At 38.5% G+C, this 17,229-nt stretch carries 16 protein-coding genes and 1 pseudogene; 13 read left to right on the forward strand and 4 right to left on the reverse strand.

From position 1 onward, the window contains the following. Positions 1-69: 69 nt before the first annotated feature. Both OC529_RS10545 and trxB read left to right on the forward strand, forming a co-directional pair. The gene (locus OC529_RS10545; protein ID WP_000926599.1) at positions 70-294 is read left to right on the forward strand and encodes a DUF4059 family protein; all 225 of its coding nucleotides are present in this window, start codon (positions 70-72) and stop codon (positions 292-294) included. Between the two features lie 65 nt (positions 295-359). Then, positions 360-1,271, forward strand: a complete 912-nt coding sequence (gene trxB / locus OC529_RS10550) for a thioredoxin-disulfide reductase (protein ID WP_262082130.1) — start codon at positions 360-362, stop codon at positions 1,269-1,271. A gap of 38 nt (positions 1,272-1,309) precedes the next feature. Here trxB and rlmB read toward each other — a convergent pair whose 3' ends face one another. Together rlmB and def are read right to left on the reverse strand one after the other, a co-directional pair. Continuing rightward, on the reverse strand, positions 1,310-2,038 hold the full coding sequence (gene rlmB, locus OC529_RS10555; protein WP_262082131.1) for a 23S rRNA (guanosine(2251)-2'-O)-methyltransferase RlmB: 729 nt from the start codon (positions 2,036-2,038) through the stop codon (positions 1,310-1,312). A gap of 44 nt (positions 2,039-2,082) precedes the next feature. Then, positions 2,083-2,694, reverse strand: coding sequence for a peptide deformylase (def, locus tag OC529_RS10560; RefSeq protein ID WP_001272956.1), 612 nt, complete (start codon positions 2,692-2,694; stop codon positions 2,083-2,085). A 326-nt stretch (positions 2,695-3,020) separates the two neighbouring features. Between def and OC529_RS10565 the strand changes: the two genes are divergently transcribed. The 3 genes and pseudogenes from OC529_RS10565 to tnpA all read left to right on the forward strand — a co-directional run bounded on the left by OC529_RS10565 (position 3,021) and on the right by tnpA (position 5,810). Beyond that, positions 3,021-4,340 (forward strand): CapA family protein, encoded by a 1,320-nt coding sequence (locus OC529_RS10565; protein WP_316043914.1) that lies wholly within the window; start codon positions 3,021-3,023, stop codon positions 4,338-4,340. A 644-nt stretch (positions 4,341-4,984) separates the two neighbouring features. After that, positions 4,985-5,263, forward strand: a pseudogene (locus OC529_RS10570) (hypothetical protein); the annotation flags it as partial. Between the two features lie 73 nt (positions 5,264-5,336). Next, on the forward strand, positions 5,337-5,810 hold the full coding sequence (tnpA, locus tag OC529_RS10575; protein ID WP_023934883.1) for an IS200/IS605 family transposase: 474 nt from the start codon (positions 5,337-5,339) through the stop codon (positions 5,808-5,810). 423 nt (positions 5,811-6,233) lie between these two features. On the opposite strand, the gene OC529_RS10580 is transcribed toward tnpA, so the two are convergent. Further along, complete coding sequence (locus tag OC529_RS10580) at positions 6,234-7,076, reverse strand: helix-turn-helix domain-containing protein (protein WP_262082132.1); 843 nt, start codon at positions 7,074-7,076, stop codon at positions 6,234-6,236. 108 nt (positions 7,077-7,184) lie between these two features. Between OC529_RS10580 and OC529_RS10585 the strand changes: the two genes are divergently transcribed. The 7 genes from OC529_RS10585 (at position 7,185) to OC529_RS10615 (ending at position 14,614) form a co-directional block, all read left to right on the forward strand. After that, the gene (locus OC529_RS10585; protein WP_262082133.1) at positions 7,185-8,807 is read left to right on the forward strand and encodes a glycoside hydrolase family 13 protein; all 1,623 of its coding nucleotides are present in this window, start codon (positions 7,185-7,187) and stop codon (positions 8,805-8,807) included. A 5-nt stretch (positions 8,808-8,812) separates the two neighbouring features. Then, entirely contained in the window at positions 8,813-10,231 is a 1,419-nt protein-coding gene (locus tag OC529_RS10590; protein ID WP_262082134.1) for a sucrose-specific PTS transporter subunit IIBC, read from the forward strand. A 275-nt stretch (positions 10,232-10,506) separates the two neighbouring features. Beyond that, positions 10,507-11,331, forward strand: coding sequence for an HAD family hydrolase (locus tag OC529_RS10595; RefSeq protein WP_262082135.1), 825 nt, complete (start codon positions 10,507-10,509; stop codon positions 11,329-11,331). A gap of 1 nt (position 11,332) precedes the next feature. After that, on the forward strand, positions 11,333-11,968 hold the full coding sequence (locus tag OC529_RS10600) for an SGNH/GDSL hydrolase family protein (RefSeq protein WP_262082136.1): 636 nt from the start codon (positions 11,333-11,335) through the stop codon (positions 11,966-11,968). Between the two features lie 83 nt (positions 11,969-12,051). Next, positions 12,052-12,777, forward strand: a complete 726-nt coding sequence (locus OC529_RS10605; RefSeq protein WP_262082137.1) for a CppA family protein — start codon at positions 12,052-12,054, stop codon at positions 12,775-12,777. Further along, positions 12,774-13,709 (forward strand): serine hydrolase domain-containing protein, encoded by a 936-nt coding sequence (locus OC529_RS10610; protein ID WP_262082138.1) that lies wholly within the window; start codon positions 12,774-12,776, stop codon positions 13,707-13,709. The genes OC529_RS10605 and OC529_RS10610 overlap by 4 nt, the downstream gene beginning before the upstream one ends. An 8-nt stretch (positions 13,710-13,717) precedes the next feature. Then, entirely contained in the window at positions 13,718-14,614 is an 897-nt protein-coding gene (locus tag OC529_RS10615) for a DMT family transporter (RefSeq protein WP_262082139.1), read from the forward strand. A 194-nt stretch (positions 14,615-14,808) separates the two neighbouring features. On the opposite strand, the gene OC529_RS10620 is transcribed toward OC529_RS10615, so the two are convergent. Beyond that, a complete protein-coding gene (locus tag OC529_RS10620; protein ID WP_057487639.1) occupies positions 14,809-15,507 on the reverse strand; it encodes a GntR family transcriptional regulator in 699 nt (232 codons plus the stop codon). 141 nt (positions 15,508-15,648) lie between these two features. Between OC529_RS10620 and guaA the strand changes: the two genes are divergently transcribed. Beyond that, on the forward strand, positions 15,649-17,211 hold the full coding sequence (guaA, locus tag OC529_RS10625) for a glutamine-hydrolyzing GMP synthase (RefSeq protein ID WP_262082140.1): 1,563 nt from the start codon (positions 15,649-15,651) through the stop codon (positions 17,209-17,211). Positions 17,212-17,229 lie beyond the last annotated feature (18 nt).

Raw genomic sequence — 17,229 nt, forward strand, 5'->3', positions numbered from 1 at the left:
AACTCAGTTAGCTGGACTAGCTGAGTTTACTCTTTAAAAAAGATAGAAAAGATAGAAATGAGAGAAATCATGCTACTGCAACTATTTTCTTTATATTTCGAGAGTTTGATCTTGACCACCATCCTTGTCCTGATTTTTTTAGGAATTTGGATTGGACTGAGAGCCATGTCGGGAGTTGATAAGACAGCCAAGGCTCGCCAAGCCCATCTCTATGATATGATTATGATTGGAGTCTTGGTTGTTCCAGTATTATCCTTTGCGGTTATGAGTTTAATTCTTGTTTTCAAGGCATAATCCTTGCAGGATTGATAAGAAAGAGTTAGAATAAAGACAGTTACAACAAGAAAGAAGGAAACTATATGTACGATACTATTATTATCGGTGCTGGACCTGCAGGGATGACTGCGGCCTTGTATGCTGCTCGAAGCAATTTGAAAGTAGCCTTGATTGAAGGTGGTCTGCCAGGTGGTCAGATGAATAATACATCTGATATTGAAAATTACCCCGGATACGCTAATATTAGTGGACCAGAATTGTCTGAAAAGATGTTTGAACCACTTGAAAATCTCGGTGTTGATCACATTTATGCTTATGTTGGAAATGTCGAAGACCATGGTGATTTTAAGAAAGTGATTACTGATGACCAAACATATGAAACACGTACCGTTATCGTAGCAACTGGTTCTAAACACCGTCCTTTGGGAGTGCCTGGAGAAGAAGAACTGAACAGTCGTGGTGTTTCTTATTGTGCCGTGTGTGATGGTGCCTTCTTCCGTGACCAAGATTTGTTGGTAGTTGGTGGTGGAGATTCAGCTGTTGAAGAAGCCCTCTTCTTGACTCGTTTTGCTAAGACTGTTACCATTGTTCACCGTCGTGACCAACTTCGTGCTCAAAAGGTTTTACAAGACCGCGCCTTTGCGAATGAGAAAATCAGCTTTATCTGGGATTCTGTAGTGAAGGAAATCAAGGGTGAAAACCGAGTAGAATCTGTCGTATTTGAAAATGTGAAAACAGGTCAAGTGACAGAACAAGCCTTCGGTGGCGTCTTTATTTATGTTGGCTTGGACCCTGTTAGCGATTTTGTTAAAGAATTGAATATCCAAGATCAGGCAGGATGGATTGTGACAGATAACCACATGAAAACTGCAGTTGACGGTATCTTTGCCGTTGGAGATGTTCGCTTGAAAGACCTTCGCCAAGTAACAACAGCAGTTGGAGATGGAGCTATCGCTGGTCAAGAAGCTTACAAATTTATTACAGAACATAGTTAATCATAAAAAGTTTCCAATCAGATGACTGGAAACTTTTTTTATAGTCTATTTCGAAAAACTTCGTACATGAGAATGGCTGCAGCAACACTGGCATTGAGGCTTTGAACATGTCCATTCATCGGAATGGTAATCATTTCATCGACCTGTTTTTTGATGTTGCTAGAGATACCTTTTCCTTCATTTCCGATGATGAGGGCGATTTTCCCTTTTGTATTCCATTTATGGCAAGGAGTTCCATTCATATCTGTTCCAAAGGTCCAGAAGCCTTCATCCTTGAGTTTGTCTAGAGTTTGGCTTAGGTTGGTCACTCGGGCAATGGGAACGTGTTCAATAGCACCTGTGGCCGTTTTGGCAACGACAGGAGTAACTCCGACAGCACGGTGCTTGGGAATGATGATCCCTGAAACATTGGTCGCATCAGCGGTTCTTAAGATGGAGCCTAAGTTGTGAGGATCAGTTAAGCCATCCAGAATCAATAGAAGTGGATTTTCTTCTTGGCGTGTTTTGGCAAGGATGTGAACCAACTCACTATAGGCAAATTCGGACACTCGTAGAACAAAACCTTGGTGGACAGCACCTTCAGTCATCTCAGAGAGGGATTTTTTGGAGGTCCAAGAAATGGACACCTTCTTTTCTGTAGCCAGTTCCTTGACTTTCTCAACATTCTTACCTCGGAGATCTTCTTGGAGGTAGAGTTTGTTTCCAGTATTTGCAAGGAGGGCTTCGGTAACGGCGTGGACGCCATAGACAATATCATTTGTTTTCATGCCTCTATTATAACACAAAACCCCGTCTTGCAACGGGATTTTCTTTATTCTAGAATCAGTAAACCATCTTTAACTGCAAATGGGTCTTTTTCATTGATACGATCGTAAAACATGATACCGTTGATGTGGTCAATTTCATGCTGAACAACGATGGAGTTGTAGCCTTTGAGTTTGATGCGGTGTTTTTCTCCATCCTTGTCAAAGTAGTCAACAGTAACTCGAGCATGGCGCACCACATAGCCAGGCACGTTGCGGTCTACAGACAGGCAACCTTCTCCTTCGCCAAGAGCAGCGTCTTGAACAGAGTGAGAGACGATTTTTGGATTGTACATAATGGCTTGCAAGTCGTAGGCTTCCTGTGGAGTTTCGCCTTCTTCAACAATATTAGGTACCAAAACAGCGATAATGCGTTTTGAGATGTCCAACTGGGGAGCAGCAAGTCCAACCCCACCGCGTAGCCCCATCTTTTCAGCCATGACAGGATCTTGGGAATGTTTGAGGAATTGCATCATCTTTTCGCCTAGGATGATTTCCTGGTCAGATAGGGGGAAAGTGACTTCCTCAGCAACCGCGCGTAGAGTTGGATTCCCCTCGCGGATAATATCGTTCATATCAATTAAGTGAGCAGCTTTTGTAATACGTTCTATAGCAGACATTTTCTCTCCTTTCATTACCTCTACATGATAACACAAAATGACAAGGATTGAAAGTATTACAGCCTTTAGGATTTATAGAAAATAGATAGGATGTTCAATTCATACTCAATGAAAATCAAAGAGCAAACTAGGAAGCTAGCCGCAGGTTGCTCAAAAAACTGTTTTGAGGTTGCAGATAGAACTGACGAAGTCAGTAACATATATACGGTAAGGCGACGCTGACGTGGTTTGAATTTGATTTTCGAAGAGTATCAATTGTGAAAGAATTACTTATCTATGATATAATAAAAAGAAAAGGCTTGCATAAGAAAGTAGGGAGAATGAAGATGCAAAGAAGACAAGATAGAAATCAGGGTGGTTTAGCTTTTCGTTTTATGAAGGGCTTGGTAAACTTTTTTAGGAGTTATCGCAGGTGGAGCAATAAAGGATTTGTGGCGGTACTCTTGCTAGCAGTTGCTTTATCAATGGGCTTGGTCTTGTTGTTTGAAAGTTTCCAAGGCATGCCTCTGACCAGTCAAAAACGAGATACTATTTCTCAAGAAGGGACTAAGCAAAAGTCTCAGGAGCAGGAAGAGGAAAAATCTGCTAGAATTATGGCCAACGGAGATTTGCTCTACCACGATGGACTTTTCTTTTCAGCTAAAAAAGAAGACGGTACCTATGACTTTCATGAGAATTTTGAGTATGTGACACCTTGGCTTAAGCAAGCAGATTTAGCTATTGGTGACTTTGAAGGAACCATCAATAAGGATCATTATTTAGCGGGTTATCCTCTCTTTAATGCTCCTGCTGAAGTTATGGATGCCATTAAGGATGCAGGTTATCATGTGCTGGATTTAGCTCATAATCATATTTTGGATTCGCAAATTGAGGGAGTTATTTCAACGGCCGATATTATTGAGAAAGCTGGAATCACTCCAATCGGAGTGTATACGCATGAACCACGTGATCAGGCTCCGCTGGTCATTAAGGAAGTGAATGGTATCAAGGTTGCACTTTTGGCCTATTCCTATGGATTCAATGGCATTGAGCAGTATATTTCTCAGGAAGACTATAATCGTTATCTTTCAGATTTAAACGAAGATAAGATGAAGGCTGAAATTGAACGGGCAGAGAAGGAAGCAGATATCACCATTATCATGCCTCAGATGGGTGTGGAGTATCGCTTGGAACCAACTGAAGAACAAAAGGCTCTTTATCACAAGATGATCGATTGGGGAGCAGATGTTATCTTTGGAGGGCACCCACATGTAGTTGAGCCATCTGAAATTGTTGAAAAAGATGGGGAGAAGAAACTCATTATCTATTCAATGGGGAACTTCATTTCCAATCAACGGATTGAATCTATGGGAGATGAAGAAAATGCTAAGTGGACTGAACGTGGCGTTCTCATGGACGTGACCATTAAGAAGAAGGATGGAAAAACAACTATCGGAACAGCTAAAGCTCATCCTACTTGGGTCAATCGAACACCAAAGGGAACCTTTTCACCAGAAGGCTATCCTTTATATCATTATCAAACCTATATCTTGGAAGATTTTATAGAGGGTGGCAGTCATCGTGATCAATTAGATGAAGCGACTAAGGAACGAATTGATACAGCTTACAAAGAAATGAACGAACATGTGGGATTGAAGTGGGATTAGCTTGAATCCAGAGGAAAGTAAATGACGATTAAGGTAATTGCGACAGAAATCAGCATAAGATAAGTGATACAAATAAACGATTAAAAGCCCTTGAAATCGCTTGGTTTCAAGGGCTTTTCTAAGTACGACGGGCATGTCGTATATCTGAGGTGTAAGTCTTCCGTGGGCACCTGCTACCGGTGAACCCAATAACGATTCCCAAGCCTGACTATCGTGAGGTAGCGGATTAAAACGGTCTGGGGGTTGACCGTTTTAAGTCTGACGCTGGAAATAAGGATCGGCAGAGGAAGGGATAGCGAAATCGTGGCTCTACGAACAGGAACGTGATAGTAAGGCGTATATAGCGGATAAGGGGGCTTTAAAACTCTAAAGTCCAAAAAGGTAGTCGTAACCTATATGCGTAAATCACGAGAGTAATTGAATTCGGACTAAGGTTTGTGTGAAAAAGATAAATCTTCCTAGAGTAGATTAAAATAAGATACGAATAAATCAATTAAGAAAGTCAATTTAATTTCTAGAAATATTTTAGCAGCTATGGTGTACTATTCCAGCTTCAATATACTATGTTTTCACTGTAACCTTTTAACGTCTTCATATCTTGTATAAACGAGGAAAGATGTACGACTTATCCTGTGAGGTCTCATGAGCGCTTACGTACTCGCCTACGAGTGATTATCTGGAAGCAATGGAAGAAGAAATCTAGACGATTATGGGGATTGCTTAAGTTAGGGGTTCCTAAATGGATAGCAGATAAGGTATCTGGCTGGAGCGACCATTATCAATTAGTAGCTCAGAAGTCGGTACTTAAACGTGCTATATCAAAACCAGTCCTTGAAAAACGTGGACTGGTTTCGTGTTATAGCTTCAAGCCAGTTTTTCTCGTAGAGAAAAACAAGAAAACCACCAGCTATGCTGGTGGCTGACAAGGCTTCTAGCTTCCATTTATTTTTCCAAGTATAATCTAATTGTTCAGGTTAGATAAAGGAGGAAAAATAAATGGCTAAAACCAGTTACAGTTTATCACATACTAAATGGATGTGCAAATATCATATAGTTTTTACACCTAAGTATCGCCGTAAGGCGATATATTACAAAGTCAGGTCGGATTTGATAGATATTATTAAACATCTATGCGGTTGTCGTGGCGTGGAGATTATCGAAGGTCATATGATGCCAGACCATGTACACCTGTTTGTACTGATACCTCCCAAACTTTCGATTTCCGATTTTATGGGGTATCTCAAGAGCAAAAGTGCATTGATGATATTTGATAAGCACGCTAATTTAAAATATAAGTATGGAAATCGAAAGTTCTGGGCTAGGGGATACTATGTAAGTACCGTTGGACTAAACGAAAAGACCGTAGCTAAATATATTCGCGAGCAGGAAAAGAATGATATTGCACTCGATAAGCTGAGTGTAAAAGAATATGAAGATCCGTTTTCTGATGGCGGATTTAGAACAAGGTAAAAGCCCGTTGTGACGGGCATTAGTCAAGTAATATAGCACGACCTGAACGAAGTTCAGCGAGCGTCTTTAGACGCCGCTGGAGAGAAACGGCTTATAGCCGGTGTACAAGCCACCCGTTTTCACGGGTGGTTATGACTTGGATTATTACCTTGAACGACATGCGTTAAAAGTTAGTTGAGCCGCCGTATGCCAAACGGCACGCACGGTGGTGTGAGAAGGGCTAGAGATTATCCCCTACTCGATTTTCTTGGGATATAGTCTTCAGCCTATTTGTATAGAACAGTATCAAAATTAATTGCTACAAAGAATTTTTGGTAGTAACTAAAAATAAAGTGGTAAGACTAATCTTGCTGAATATCATATCATCGTAATTGAATCGAATATCCCTTTGGAAAATTCCTTTTTGTAAGTTATCTTTTAGAATTATTTACTATTTCGAAAAAATTTACGATACTGCTTAGGTGTTTGATTCATATGCTTTTTAAATTGTTTTATGTAGTATGAATCACTTTCATATCCGCAATCTAGAGCTATTTCAAGCATTGATTTATCTGATTTCTCTAGTAAGTCAATTGATTTGTGTATCCTATATTGATTTAAATACTGAAAGATAGTATGACCGGTTCTCTCCTTAAAATGCTTGCATAAATAATTTTCAGAATATCCCATATATTTACTTAAATTTTTTAGATTTACATTTGTGTTGTAGTGTGATTGCAAGTAAGTGATAATGTGTTTGATTTTAGACATATGGTCTTCTTGATTTTTAATATTGATTAGTTCGCATTCATAAAAGTCAAGTATTAATTGATACAAAAGTAATTTAATCCGCAAATAATCAGTATCATCAGTATATGCTAGATTGTGGATTAGATTTTTAAAATTATTGTTACGTAAAATTTTAGTAATAACTTTCGAATTTCCACTAGTCAGTGGTTGTATAAAATTTAATTGAGCCAAGTCATACTGCCTAAAGTCTAATAGTGAAGGGTGAAAAATAATCGCATGATGAACTGAAGGGGTTAAACTAAATACAGAGTGTAATGCATTACTGTTAATAAAACAAAATTCTCCTTCTGAAATTTCGAATTCTTCATGATTGTTTGAGACAATCATGTTACCAGTTTCTACATACACTATTTCAAAATCAGTATGCCAGTGAACAGGAACTGAGTAGTTTCCAAGCATATCTATATGTTTTATTACTTGAAATCGGAAATCAGGTTTACCGTGTTCTCTTTTTTCTTTCAAATTTTGATAATCCACATGATCCTCCAATATGATAATTTTGTTATATTTTTTTCCAAAAATGTTACGAAATGTTTTGTTCTTATCCATTATAATAATAATAAATCTAAAAGACAAGGAGAAATAATGGTTGATAATCAAAAGTGGTGGCATTCTAGCGTAGTGTATCAAATTTATCCTAAAAGTTTTAAAGACAGTAACTCTGATGGTGTTGGAGATATTCAAGGAATTATCAGTAGATTACCTTATTTAAAAAAATTGGGAGTTGAAGTAATTTGGCTAACACCAATGTATCAATCTCCCGAAGTAGATGGTGGCTATGATATTAGTGATTATTATTCAATTAATCCTAAATATGGATCATTGTTAGATTTTGAAGAGCTTATTCAAAAAGCTAGTGATTTAGGAATAAAAATAATCATGGATTTAGTTTTAAATCATACTAGTAATTTGCATTGGTGGTTTCAAGAAGCGATTAAATCTAGAGATAATCCTTACCATGATTACTATATTTGGAGTGACGAACCAACTAATTTACAATCAAATTTTACTGGATCTGCTTGGGAGTATGTTCCACATTTAGAACAATTCTACCTTCATTTTTACGCAAAAGAGCAACCAGATTTAAATTGGGAAAATCCAAACCTTAGAAAAGAAATTTATAAAATGATAAATTTTTGGATTTCAAAAGGAGTAGCAGGTTTTAGATTAGATGTAATAGATTTAATAGGAAAAAAACCATTTGAGGGTATAAAAGAGAATGGACCGCTATTACATCAGTATCTTCAAGAAATGCATACTCACTGCTTTAAGGGAAGAAATTTACTGACTGTTGGAGAAACATGGGGTGCCACTATTGAAAATGCACCGCTATATAGCCGTCCAGATCGTAATGAACTCTCTATGGTATTTCAATTTGAACAAATAAACTTAGATAAAGTTCCGGGGAAACAACGTTGGGATTTAAAAGAACTTGACCTGAAGGATTTGAAACAAGTTTTTTCTAAATGGCAACTTGGTTTAGAGAATAATGGATGGAATAGTTTATTTTGGAATAATCATGACTTACCTAGAATAGTATCGAGATGGGGGAATGATAACGGATATTATCGTACGTTAAGTGCTAAGATGTTAGCTGTATTGTTACATGGAATGAAAGGGACACCTTATATCTATCAAGGTGAAGAAATTGGTATGACGAATCCAAATTTTCCTAGTTTAGACTATTATAGTGATATTGAGACAAGAAATATTATTGAAGAAAGGTTGGCTAATGGAGATAATCCTAGACAACTATTAAAAGCGATACAACTTAAAGCAAGAGATAGTGGACGTACCCCAATGCAATGGGATGATACGAAATTTGCAGGTTTTTCTGATACCGAGCCGTGGACACATTTAAATCCAAACTTTGAAAGTATAACAGTTAAGCAGGCTTTGGACGATAAAAATTCTATTTTTTATACCTATCAATTCTTGGTTAATTTAAGAAAAACAAATGATACGTTACGCTTTGGTAAGTACGAATTATTAGACTTTAATCATCCTCATGTTTTCGCATATCGAAGAACGAGCCTTAATGAAACGTTATACATTGTATGTAATTTTCATCAAGTTGAAACAGATTTTAGTTTAGATACTAGGAATCTAAAAGTCATATATAAAAATTACGAAGAAACTCATGTTCTTAATAATAAATTAGTATTAAGACCATATGAAGCTATCATTTTAACAAACAAAAAGGAGTAAATATTATGGCTATTAATTATAAAAAAAGTGCTGAGTCAATTTTATTGGCTGTTGGCGGAAAAGAAAATATTATATCTACAGCGCATTGTGCCACTCGTCTTAGATTGGTTTTAGTTGATGAAAATGTAGTGAATCATGAACAACTTAATGCAATTGATGTTGTAAAAGGTGATTTTAATAATGCTGGTCAATTCCAAATTATAATTGGAAGTGGAACCGTTAATGAAGTTTTTAAAGAATTTGTAAAGCTTGTAGATATTGATGAAGTATCAAAAGCTGAACTAAAACTAGAAGCCGATAAAAAATTAAATCCTATTCAGAGAGCTGTTAAGACTTTATCTGATGTCTTTGTACCAATTATACCAGCTTTAGTAGCTTCGGGACTTTTAATGGGTATTAATAATATTCTTACAGCCCAGAGTTTATTTTTTGAAAATCAATCTCTAGTTGAAGCTTGGCCTGGTATCTCAGATCTAGCAAGTATGATTAACACGTTTGCAAGTGCAGCATATGCTTTTCTGCCTGTGTTGATTGGATTTTCAGCTACGAAAATTTTTGGCGGTAACCCATATTTAGGTGCAGCTTTAGGTATGATAATGGTATCTGGAGATTTGTTAAATGCTTATGGATATGGTAATGCCATTTTAAATAATGAGGTTCCTACATGGAATATCCTTGGTTTAAGTATTGAGAAAGTTGGATATCAAGGAACGATTTTACCAATTTTGGTGTCTAGTTATATTTTAGCTAAGGTAGAGTCATGGCTTCATAAAAAGATCCCTGAAGCTTTGGATACTTTAGTAACACCAATGCTCTCAATCTTGATGACTGCATTTATCACATTCCTAGTTGTTGGTGGTATAATGAGAACCGCTGGTGATATTGTTACTCATGGGATTCTTTGGTCAAGAGACACATTGGGAATTTTCGGTGGTGCTTTATTTGGTTTCTTCTATGCTCCATTAACTGTAACTGGTATGCATCATAGTCTATTACCTGTTGATATACAATTAATTGCTAAGGGAGGAAGTTTCCTATTTGCTATTGCAGCATGTAATAACGTTTCTCAAGGTGGTGCTGCTCTAATGACCTCTTTCTTAATTAAGGATGCAAATATCAAAACTGTAGCAACTTCTTCTGGTATTTCTGCCTTACTTGGTATTACAGAACCAGCAATGTTTGGTGTCAATTTAAAATTAAAATATCCATTCTATGGAGCAATGATTGGTTCTGCATTTGGTGCAGCTTATGTAACATTGACCAACGTTTTGAGTGTAGCACCAGGTGCAGCAGGATTGTTAGGTTTTGTGTCAATTAAGTCTACTGATATTGTCAATTATATTATTGGTATCTTTATTGCTCTTGTAGTTGGGGCATGTGCAACATTTATCTTATCTAAAAATAAAAAAATTAATAGTAATTAATGACTTTATAAATTGAAGGCTTGTAACAGGAATTAAATAGCCAGTAGTTTTATTAAACTGGACCCCAAGTCAAGGACAATAAATAAAAAACCGTTAAAATTGTGGTAACTTTCCTTTATGCTTGTGATAAAGGAGAACGATAGTAACTGAATGTGTAGTCTTCCAAGGCTACGCATTTTATTTTCTGTGTTATAATGGGATGAGAAACTACGGGACTATTTTTGCACCCCCTTTGAGCGGTTTGCACCCCCCTGAGAGGATAAAGGTTAGATTGTATGATTAAAGTAATTGCGACAGATATGGATGGGACCTTGCTGGATGCTAGAGGCCAGCTGGATCTCCCACGATTGGAAAAGATTTTAGATCAGTTGGATCAAAGGGGGATTCGTTTTGTCATCGCGACGGGCAATGAAATTCACCGCATGAGGCAACTACTGGGACACTTGGTGTATCGAGTGGTTCTGGTGGTTGCCAACGGTGCTCGTATTTTTGAAAACAATGAACTGATTCAGGCTCAGACTTGGGATGATGCCATTGTTGATAAGGCTTTGGCTCATTTCAAGGGTCGAGCGTGTCAGAACCAGTTTGTTGTAACGGGGATAAAGGGTGGTTTCGTCAAAGAAGGTACGATTTTTACAGACCTTGAAAGTTTTATGACTCCAGAAATGATTGAAAAATTCTACCAACGGATGCAGTTTGTGGATGAATTAACCTCTGACCTCTTTGGTGGTGTGCTCAAGATGAGTATGGTTGTTGGTGAGGAACGTTTGAGTTCGGTCTTGGAAGAAATCAATGACCTCTTTGATGGCCGTGTTCGGGCTGTATCCAGTGGCTATGGTTGCATTGATATCCTCCAAGCTGGAATTCATAAAGCATGGGGCTTGGAAGAATTACTCAAGCGCTGGAACTTGACCTCCCAACAAATCATGGCTTTTGGTGACAGTGAAAATGATGTTGAAATGCTTGAAATGGCTGGAATTGCCTATGCGATGGAAAATGCTGATGAGAAAGCCAAAGCTGTGGCGACTGCTCTAGCGCCAGCCAATAGCCAAGGAGGAGTTTATCAAGTATTGGAAAACTGGTTAGAAAAAGGAGAATGAAGTGGCAGTACAGTTATTAGAAAATTGGCTCCTAAAGGAACAAGAAAAAATCCAAACCAAGTATCGTCACCTAAATCAAGTTTCTGTTGTAGAGCCAGATGTTCTTTTTATTGGGGATTCCATTGTCGAGTATTATCCTATACAGGAGCTATTTGGAACTTCGAAGACGATTGTCAATCGAGGCATTCGAGGTTATCAGACAGGGTTGTTACTTGAGAACCTCGATGCGCATCTGTACGGTGGAGCAGTAGATAAAATTGTCCTTTTAACTGGGACGAACGATATTGGAAAAGATGTGCCTTTGAATGAGGCTCTCAATAATCTCGAAGCTATCATACAGTCTATTGCTCGCGATTATCCATTGACAGAGATAAAATTGCTTTCCATTTTGCCAGTCAATGAGGGAGAGGAGTACCAGCAGACAGTCTATATCCGTACGAATGAAAAAATTCAGAAATGGAATCAAGTCTATAAAGAACTTTCTTCTGCCTATATGCAGGTGGAATTTGTGCCAGTTTTTGATAGTTTGACAGACCAAGCAGGCCAACTCAAAAAAGAATATACAACTGATGGATTGCACCTCAGTGTTGCTGGTTATCAGGTTTTGACCAAAGCTTTGAAAGATTATCTTTACTAAATAGCTAAATAATGGTAAATTTGAGCATAATATCTTGTAAAAAATTCTAAAATCCTTTAAAATAAAAAGTGATGGAGGAATTTATGAATGTAAATCAGATTGTACGGATTATTCCTACTTTAAAAGTTAATAATAGAAAATTAAATGAAACATTTTATATTGAAACCCTTGGTATGAAGGTCTTGTTAGAGGAGTCAGCCTTTCTGTCACTAGGTGATCAAACAGGTCTTGAGAAGCTGGTTTTGGAAGAAGCTCCCAGTATGCGTACTCGTAAGGTAGAGGGAAGAAAAAAACTGGCCAGATTGATTATCAAGGTGGAAAATCCCTTGGAAATCGAAGGACTCTTATCTAAGACAGATTCGATTCATCGATTATATAAGGGGCAAAATGGCTACGCTTTTGAAATTTTTTCACCAGAAGATGATTTGATTTTGATTCATGCGGAAGATGACAGAGCAAGTCTAGTAGAAGTAGGAGAAAAGCCAGAATTTCAAACAGATCTGGAGTCAATTTCTTTAAGTAAATTTGAGATTTCTATGGAATTACATCTCCCAACTGATGTCGATAGTTTCTTGGAGTCATCTGAAGTTGGAGAATCACTTGATTTTATCCCAGCTCAGGGTCAAGATTTGACTGTGAACAATACGGTTACTTGGGACTTATCTATGCTCAAGTTTTTGGTCAATGAACTAGATATAGAAAGTCTTCGTCAGAAGTTTGAGTCTACTGAATATTTTATTCCTAAGTCTGAAAAATTCTTCCTTGGTAAAGATAGAAATAATGTTGAATTGTGGTTTGAAGAAGTATGAAGTGGACCAAGATTATTAAAAAAATAGAAGAACAAATCGAGGCAGGGATTTATCCCGGAGCCTCTTTTGCGTATTTTAAGGACAATCAATGGACGGAGGTCTATTTAGGCCAGAGGGACCCAGAGCATGGCTTGCAGACTGAGGCAGGACTAGTTTATGACCTAGCTAGTGTCAGCAAGGTTGTTGGGGTAGGTACTGTTTTCACCTTCTTGTGGGAAAGAGGTCAATTAGATATTGACAGACCAGTAACCGATTTTTTACCTGAAAGTGATTATCCAGATATTACTATTCGTCAGCTTTTAACCCATGCTACAAATCTTGATCCGTTTATTCCCAATCGTGATCTTTTAACAGCACCTGAATTAAAGGAAGCGATGTTTCATCTCAAGAGACGAAGTCAGCCATCCTTTCTTTATTCGGATGTTCATTTTTTGCTGTTGGGCTTTATTTTGGAAAGAATCTTTAATCAAAACTTGGATGTGATTTTACAAGAACAAGTCTGGAAACCGTGGGGAATGACGGAAACCCAATTTGGACCTGTTGAGCTTGCTGTTCCAACAGTCAGAGGTGTCGAGGCAGGTCTGGTACATGATCCCAAGGCTCGCCTCCTGGGCAGACATGCAGGGAGTGCTGGTTTGTTTTCGACTGTAAAGGATTTACAAATCTTTTTAGAACACTATTTAGCAGATGATTTTGCAAGAGATTTGAGTCAAAATTTTTCTCCTTTGGATGACAAGGAACGTTCTTTGGCATGGAATTTGGAAGGAGATTGGCTAGACCATACGGGCTATACGGGTACCTTTATCATGTGGAATCGTCAGAAGCAAGAAGCGGCCATTTTCCTATCGAATCGTACCTATGAAAAGGATGAGAGGGCTCAGTGGATTGTAGACCGTAATCAAGTGATGAACTTGATTCGCAAAGAAGAGTAAGGAGAGACATGTCAAATAGTTTAAAAGGGACTTTACTAACAGTTGTGGCTGGTATTGCTTGGGGTTTGTCGGGAACGAGTGGTCAATACCTGATGGTGCACGGAATTTCGGCTCTGGTCTTGACTAACTTACGACTTTTAATCGCTGGTGGAATTATCATGCTCTTGGCTTATGTTACTGCAAAGGATAAAATGCTGGCCTTTTTAACGGATAAGAAGAGTTTGCTGTCTCTTCTTATTTTTGCTCTAATTGGTCTCTTCCTCAATCAATTTGCCTATCTAACTGCTATTCAGGAAACCAATGCAGGTACTGCAACAGTGCTTCAGTATGTTTGTCCTGTCGGAATTTTGATTTATAGCTGTATCAAGGATAAGGTGGCTCCGACGCTAGGAGAAATTATTTCCATCATATTAGCCATTGGAGGGACCTTCCTGATCGCCACTCATGGGCAGTTGGACCAGTTATCTATGACACCTGCAGGTCTGTTCTGGGGTCTCTTTTCTGCTCTGACTTACGCACTTTATATCATTTTGCCCATAGCCTTGATTAAGAAGTGGGGGAGCAGTTTGGTCATTGGTATGGGAATGGTTATAGCAGGTTTGGTTGCCCTTCCTTTTACAGGAGTTCTACAGACTACTATCCCAACAAGTCTTGATTTTCTCCTTGCTTTTGCAGGTATTATCCTTATCGGGACTGTTTTTGCCTATACAGCCTTCTTAAAGGGAGCCAGTCTGATTGGACCGGTTAAGTCAAGCTTGTTTGCTTCAATTGAGCCAATTTCGGCTGTTTTCTTTGCCTTCTTAATCATGAATGAACAATTTTATCCCATTGATTTTCTTGGCATGGCAATGATATTGTTTGCTGTAACTTTGATTTCGTTGAAAGATTTACTCTTAGAGAAATAAAAAGACTCTTTGTCCGTGACAGAGAGTTTTTGCGTAGTATTTTATACTCAATGAAAATCAAAGAGCAAACTAGGAAACTAGCCGTAGGTTGCTCAAAGCAGTGCTTTGAGGTTGTAGATGAAACTGACGAAGTCAGTAACCATATCTACGGCAAGGCGACGTTGACGCGGTTTGAATTTGATTTTCGAAGAGTATTAATTGTTTTCAAGATAAAATTCAAAGCGTTCGCCTACATACTGACTTTTTACGTATTCAAAAGCTGTCCCATCTTCTAGGTAGGAAACCTGAGTTAAACCAAGAATAGCATGTCCTTTTTCAACTTCCAAATAGTGGGCAATTTTTTCTTTAGCGAGACGAGCATAGATAGTCTGCTGTGATTTGCCGATACGATAGCCATGTTTTTGTAGGGTTTGGAAGAAATGACTAGTGATTTCTTCTTTTTTAAAGTCCTTAATGAATTTTTCAGGAATAGAAGCAACTTCATAAACCAGAGGAACTTTGTCGGCATAGCGGACTCGCTCCATTCGGATAATATTTTCGGTAGGAGAAATTCCTAGCTTGGCAACTTCCTGCTCATTGGGAATGGTTTTTCTGTAGGAAATGAGTTGGCTAGAGGGTACTTTACCTTGGGACTTAACAATTTCAGTAAAACTGGTTGTCCCTCGCATCTTTTCTTGTACCCGAGTACTGGAAACAAAGGTGCCACTTCCTACCCTGCGTTCCAAAACGCCTTCTTCAACTAATAGAGATACGGCTTGGCGGAGGGTCATGCGGCTGACTGCAAACTGCTCTGCTAAATCTCGTTCACTGGGAAGTCTCTCACCAATGGCCCAACGATGTTCGTCAATATCCTTTTTAATCTGATCATGGATTTTCATATAAGCAGGTAGCATATTTTTCACTTCATTTCTATCTTTTCTCTATTGTACCCCAATAAACTAGAAAAAGTCAATCTTCGCCTTGTTTAGTTGGTAATTCACCCTTATTTGTGATAGAATATTGAAAAAAGATATTTCTTTTGAGAAAGGAAAAAGATGAGCAACATATCAACTGATTTGCAAGATGTAGAAAAAATCATCGTTTTGGACTATGGTAGCCAATACAACCAGCTGATTTCACGCCGTATCCGTGAGATTGGTGTGTTTTCAGAACTAAAAAGCCATAAAATTTCAGCTGCTGAAGTTCGTGAAATCAATCCTGTAGGAATCATCCTTTCAGGTGGTCCAAATTCTGTATACGAAGATGGTTCATTCGATATTGACCCAGAAATATTCGAACTTGGAATTCCAATTTTGGGAATTTGTTACGGTATGCAGTTATTGACCCATAAACTTGGAGGAAAAGTTGTCCCTGCAGGTGATGCTGGAAATCGTGAATACGGTCAATCAACCCTAACACATACACCATCAGCGCTTTTTGAATCAACACCTGATGAACAGACTGTTTTGATGAGCCATGGTGATGCGGTTACTGAGATTCCTGCTGACTTTGTTCGTACTGGAACATCAGCTGACTGCCCTTATGCAGCCATTGAAAACCCAGATAAACACATTTACGGTATCCAATTCCACCCAGAAGTTCGCCATTCTGTATACGGGAATAATATCCTTCGTAACTTTGCCCTTAACATTTGTAAGGCTAAAGGCGACTGGACAATGGATAACTTCATTGACATGCAGATCCAAAAAATCCGTGAGACCGTCGGTGATAAACGTGTTCTTCTTGGTCTATCAGGTGGTGTTGACTCATCTGTCGTTGGGGTTCTTCTCCAAAAGGCTATTGGCGATCAATTGATCTGTATCTTTGTAGACCACGGTCTTCTTCGTAAAGGGGAAGCAGACCAAGTTATGGACATGCTTGGTGGTAAGTTTGGTTTAAATATCGTCAAAGCAGACGCTGCAAAACGTTTCCTTGACAAACTTGCAGGTGTTTCTGACCCTGAGCAAAAACGTAAAATCATCGGTAACGAGTTTGTCTATGTCTTTGATGACGAAGCAAGCAAGCTCAAAGATGTGAAATTCCTTGCTCAAGGTACCTTATATACAGACGTTATCGAGTCTGGTACAGATACAGCTCAAACTATTAAGTCACACCACAACGTGGGTGGTCTTCCAGAAGACATGCAGTTTGAATTGATTGAACCACTCAACACTCTCTATAAAGACGAAGTTCGTGCCCTTGGTACAGAGCTTGGTATGCCAGACCATATCGTATGGCGCCAACCATTCCCAGGACCAGGTCTTGCTATCCGTGTCATGGGTGAAATAACTGAGGAGAAACTGGAAACTGTTCGTGAGTCAGACGCTATCCTTCGTGAAGAAATTGCAAAGGCTGGTCTTGACCGCGATATCTGGCAATACTTCACTGTTAACACAGGTGTTCGTTCAGTTGGTGTTATGGGTGACGGTCGTACGTATGACTACACAATTGCAATCCGTGCTATCACTTCTATCGATGGTATGACTGCTGACTTTGCCAAAATTCCTTGGGATGTCCTTCAAAAAATCTCTGTTCGTATCGTAAATGAAGTAGATCACGTTAACCGTATCGTCTACGATATTACAAGTAAACCACCTGCAACAGTAGAGTGGGAGTAGGAAAAATTACAATAAAAA

Source organism: Streptococcus sp. Marseille-Q5855 (genome assembly GCF_946901985.1).
Taxonomy (GTDB): Bacteria; Bacillota; Bacilli; order Lactobacillales; family Streptococcaceae; genus Streptococcus.

Excerpts from the sequence above, each read along its gene's own strand:
- OC529_RS10545 (WP_000926599.1), top strand. The coding sequence starts at position 70 with ATGCTACTGCAACTATTTTCTTTATATTTCGAGAGTTTGATCTTGACC.
- trxB (WP_262082130.1), top strand. The coding sequence starts at position 360 with ATGTACGATACTATTATTATCGGTGCTGGACCTGCAGGGATGACTGCG.
- rlmB (WP_262082131.1), bottom strand. The coding sequence starts at position 2,038 with ATGAAAACAAATGATATTGTCTATGGCGTCCACGCCGTTACCGAAGCC.
- def (WP_001272956.1), bottom strand. The coding sequence starts at position 2,694 with ATGTCTGCTATAGAACGTATTACAAAAGCTGCTCACTTAATTGATATG.
- OC529_RS10565 (WP_316043914.1), top strand. The coding sequence starts at position 3,021 with ATGCAAAGAAGACAAGATAGAAATCAGGGTGGTTTAGCTTTTCGTTTT.
- tnpA (WP_023934883.1), top strand. The coding sequence starts at position 5,337 with ATGGCTAAAACCAGTTACAGTTTATCACATACTAAATGGATGTGCAAA.
- OC529_RS10585 (WP_262082133.1), top strand. The coding sequence starts at position 7,185 with ATGGTTGATAATCAAAAGTGGTGGCATTCTAGCGTAGTGTATCAAATT.
- OC529_RS10590 (WP_262082134.1), top strand. The coding sequence starts at position 8,813 with ATGGCTATTAATTATAAAAAAAGTGCTGAGTCAATTTTATTGGCTGTT.
- OC529_RS10595 (WP_262082135.1), top strand. The coding sequence starts at position 10,507 with ATGATTAAAGTAATTGCGACAGATATGGATGGGACCTTGCTGGATGCT.
- OC529_RS10605 (WP_262082137.1), top strand. The coding sequence starts at position 12,052 with ATGAATGTAAATCAGATTGTACGGATTATTCCTACTTTAAAAGTTAAT.
- OC529_RS10610 (WP_262082138.1), top strand. The coding sequence starts at position 12,774 with ATGAAGTGGACCAAGATTATTAAAAAAATAGAAGAACAAATCGAGGCA.
- OC529_RS10615 (WP_262082139.1), top strand. The coding sequence starts at position 13,718 with ATGTCAAATAGTTTAAAAGGGACTTTACTAACAGTTGTGGCTGGTATT.
- OC529_RS10620 (WP_057487639.1), bottom strand. The coding sequence starts at position 15,507 with ATGCTACCTGCTTATATGAAAATCCATGATCAGATTAAAAAGGATATT.
- guaA (WP_262082140.1), top strand. The coding sequence starts at position 15,649 with ATGAGCAACATATCAACTGATTTGCAAGATGTAGAAAAAATCATCGTT.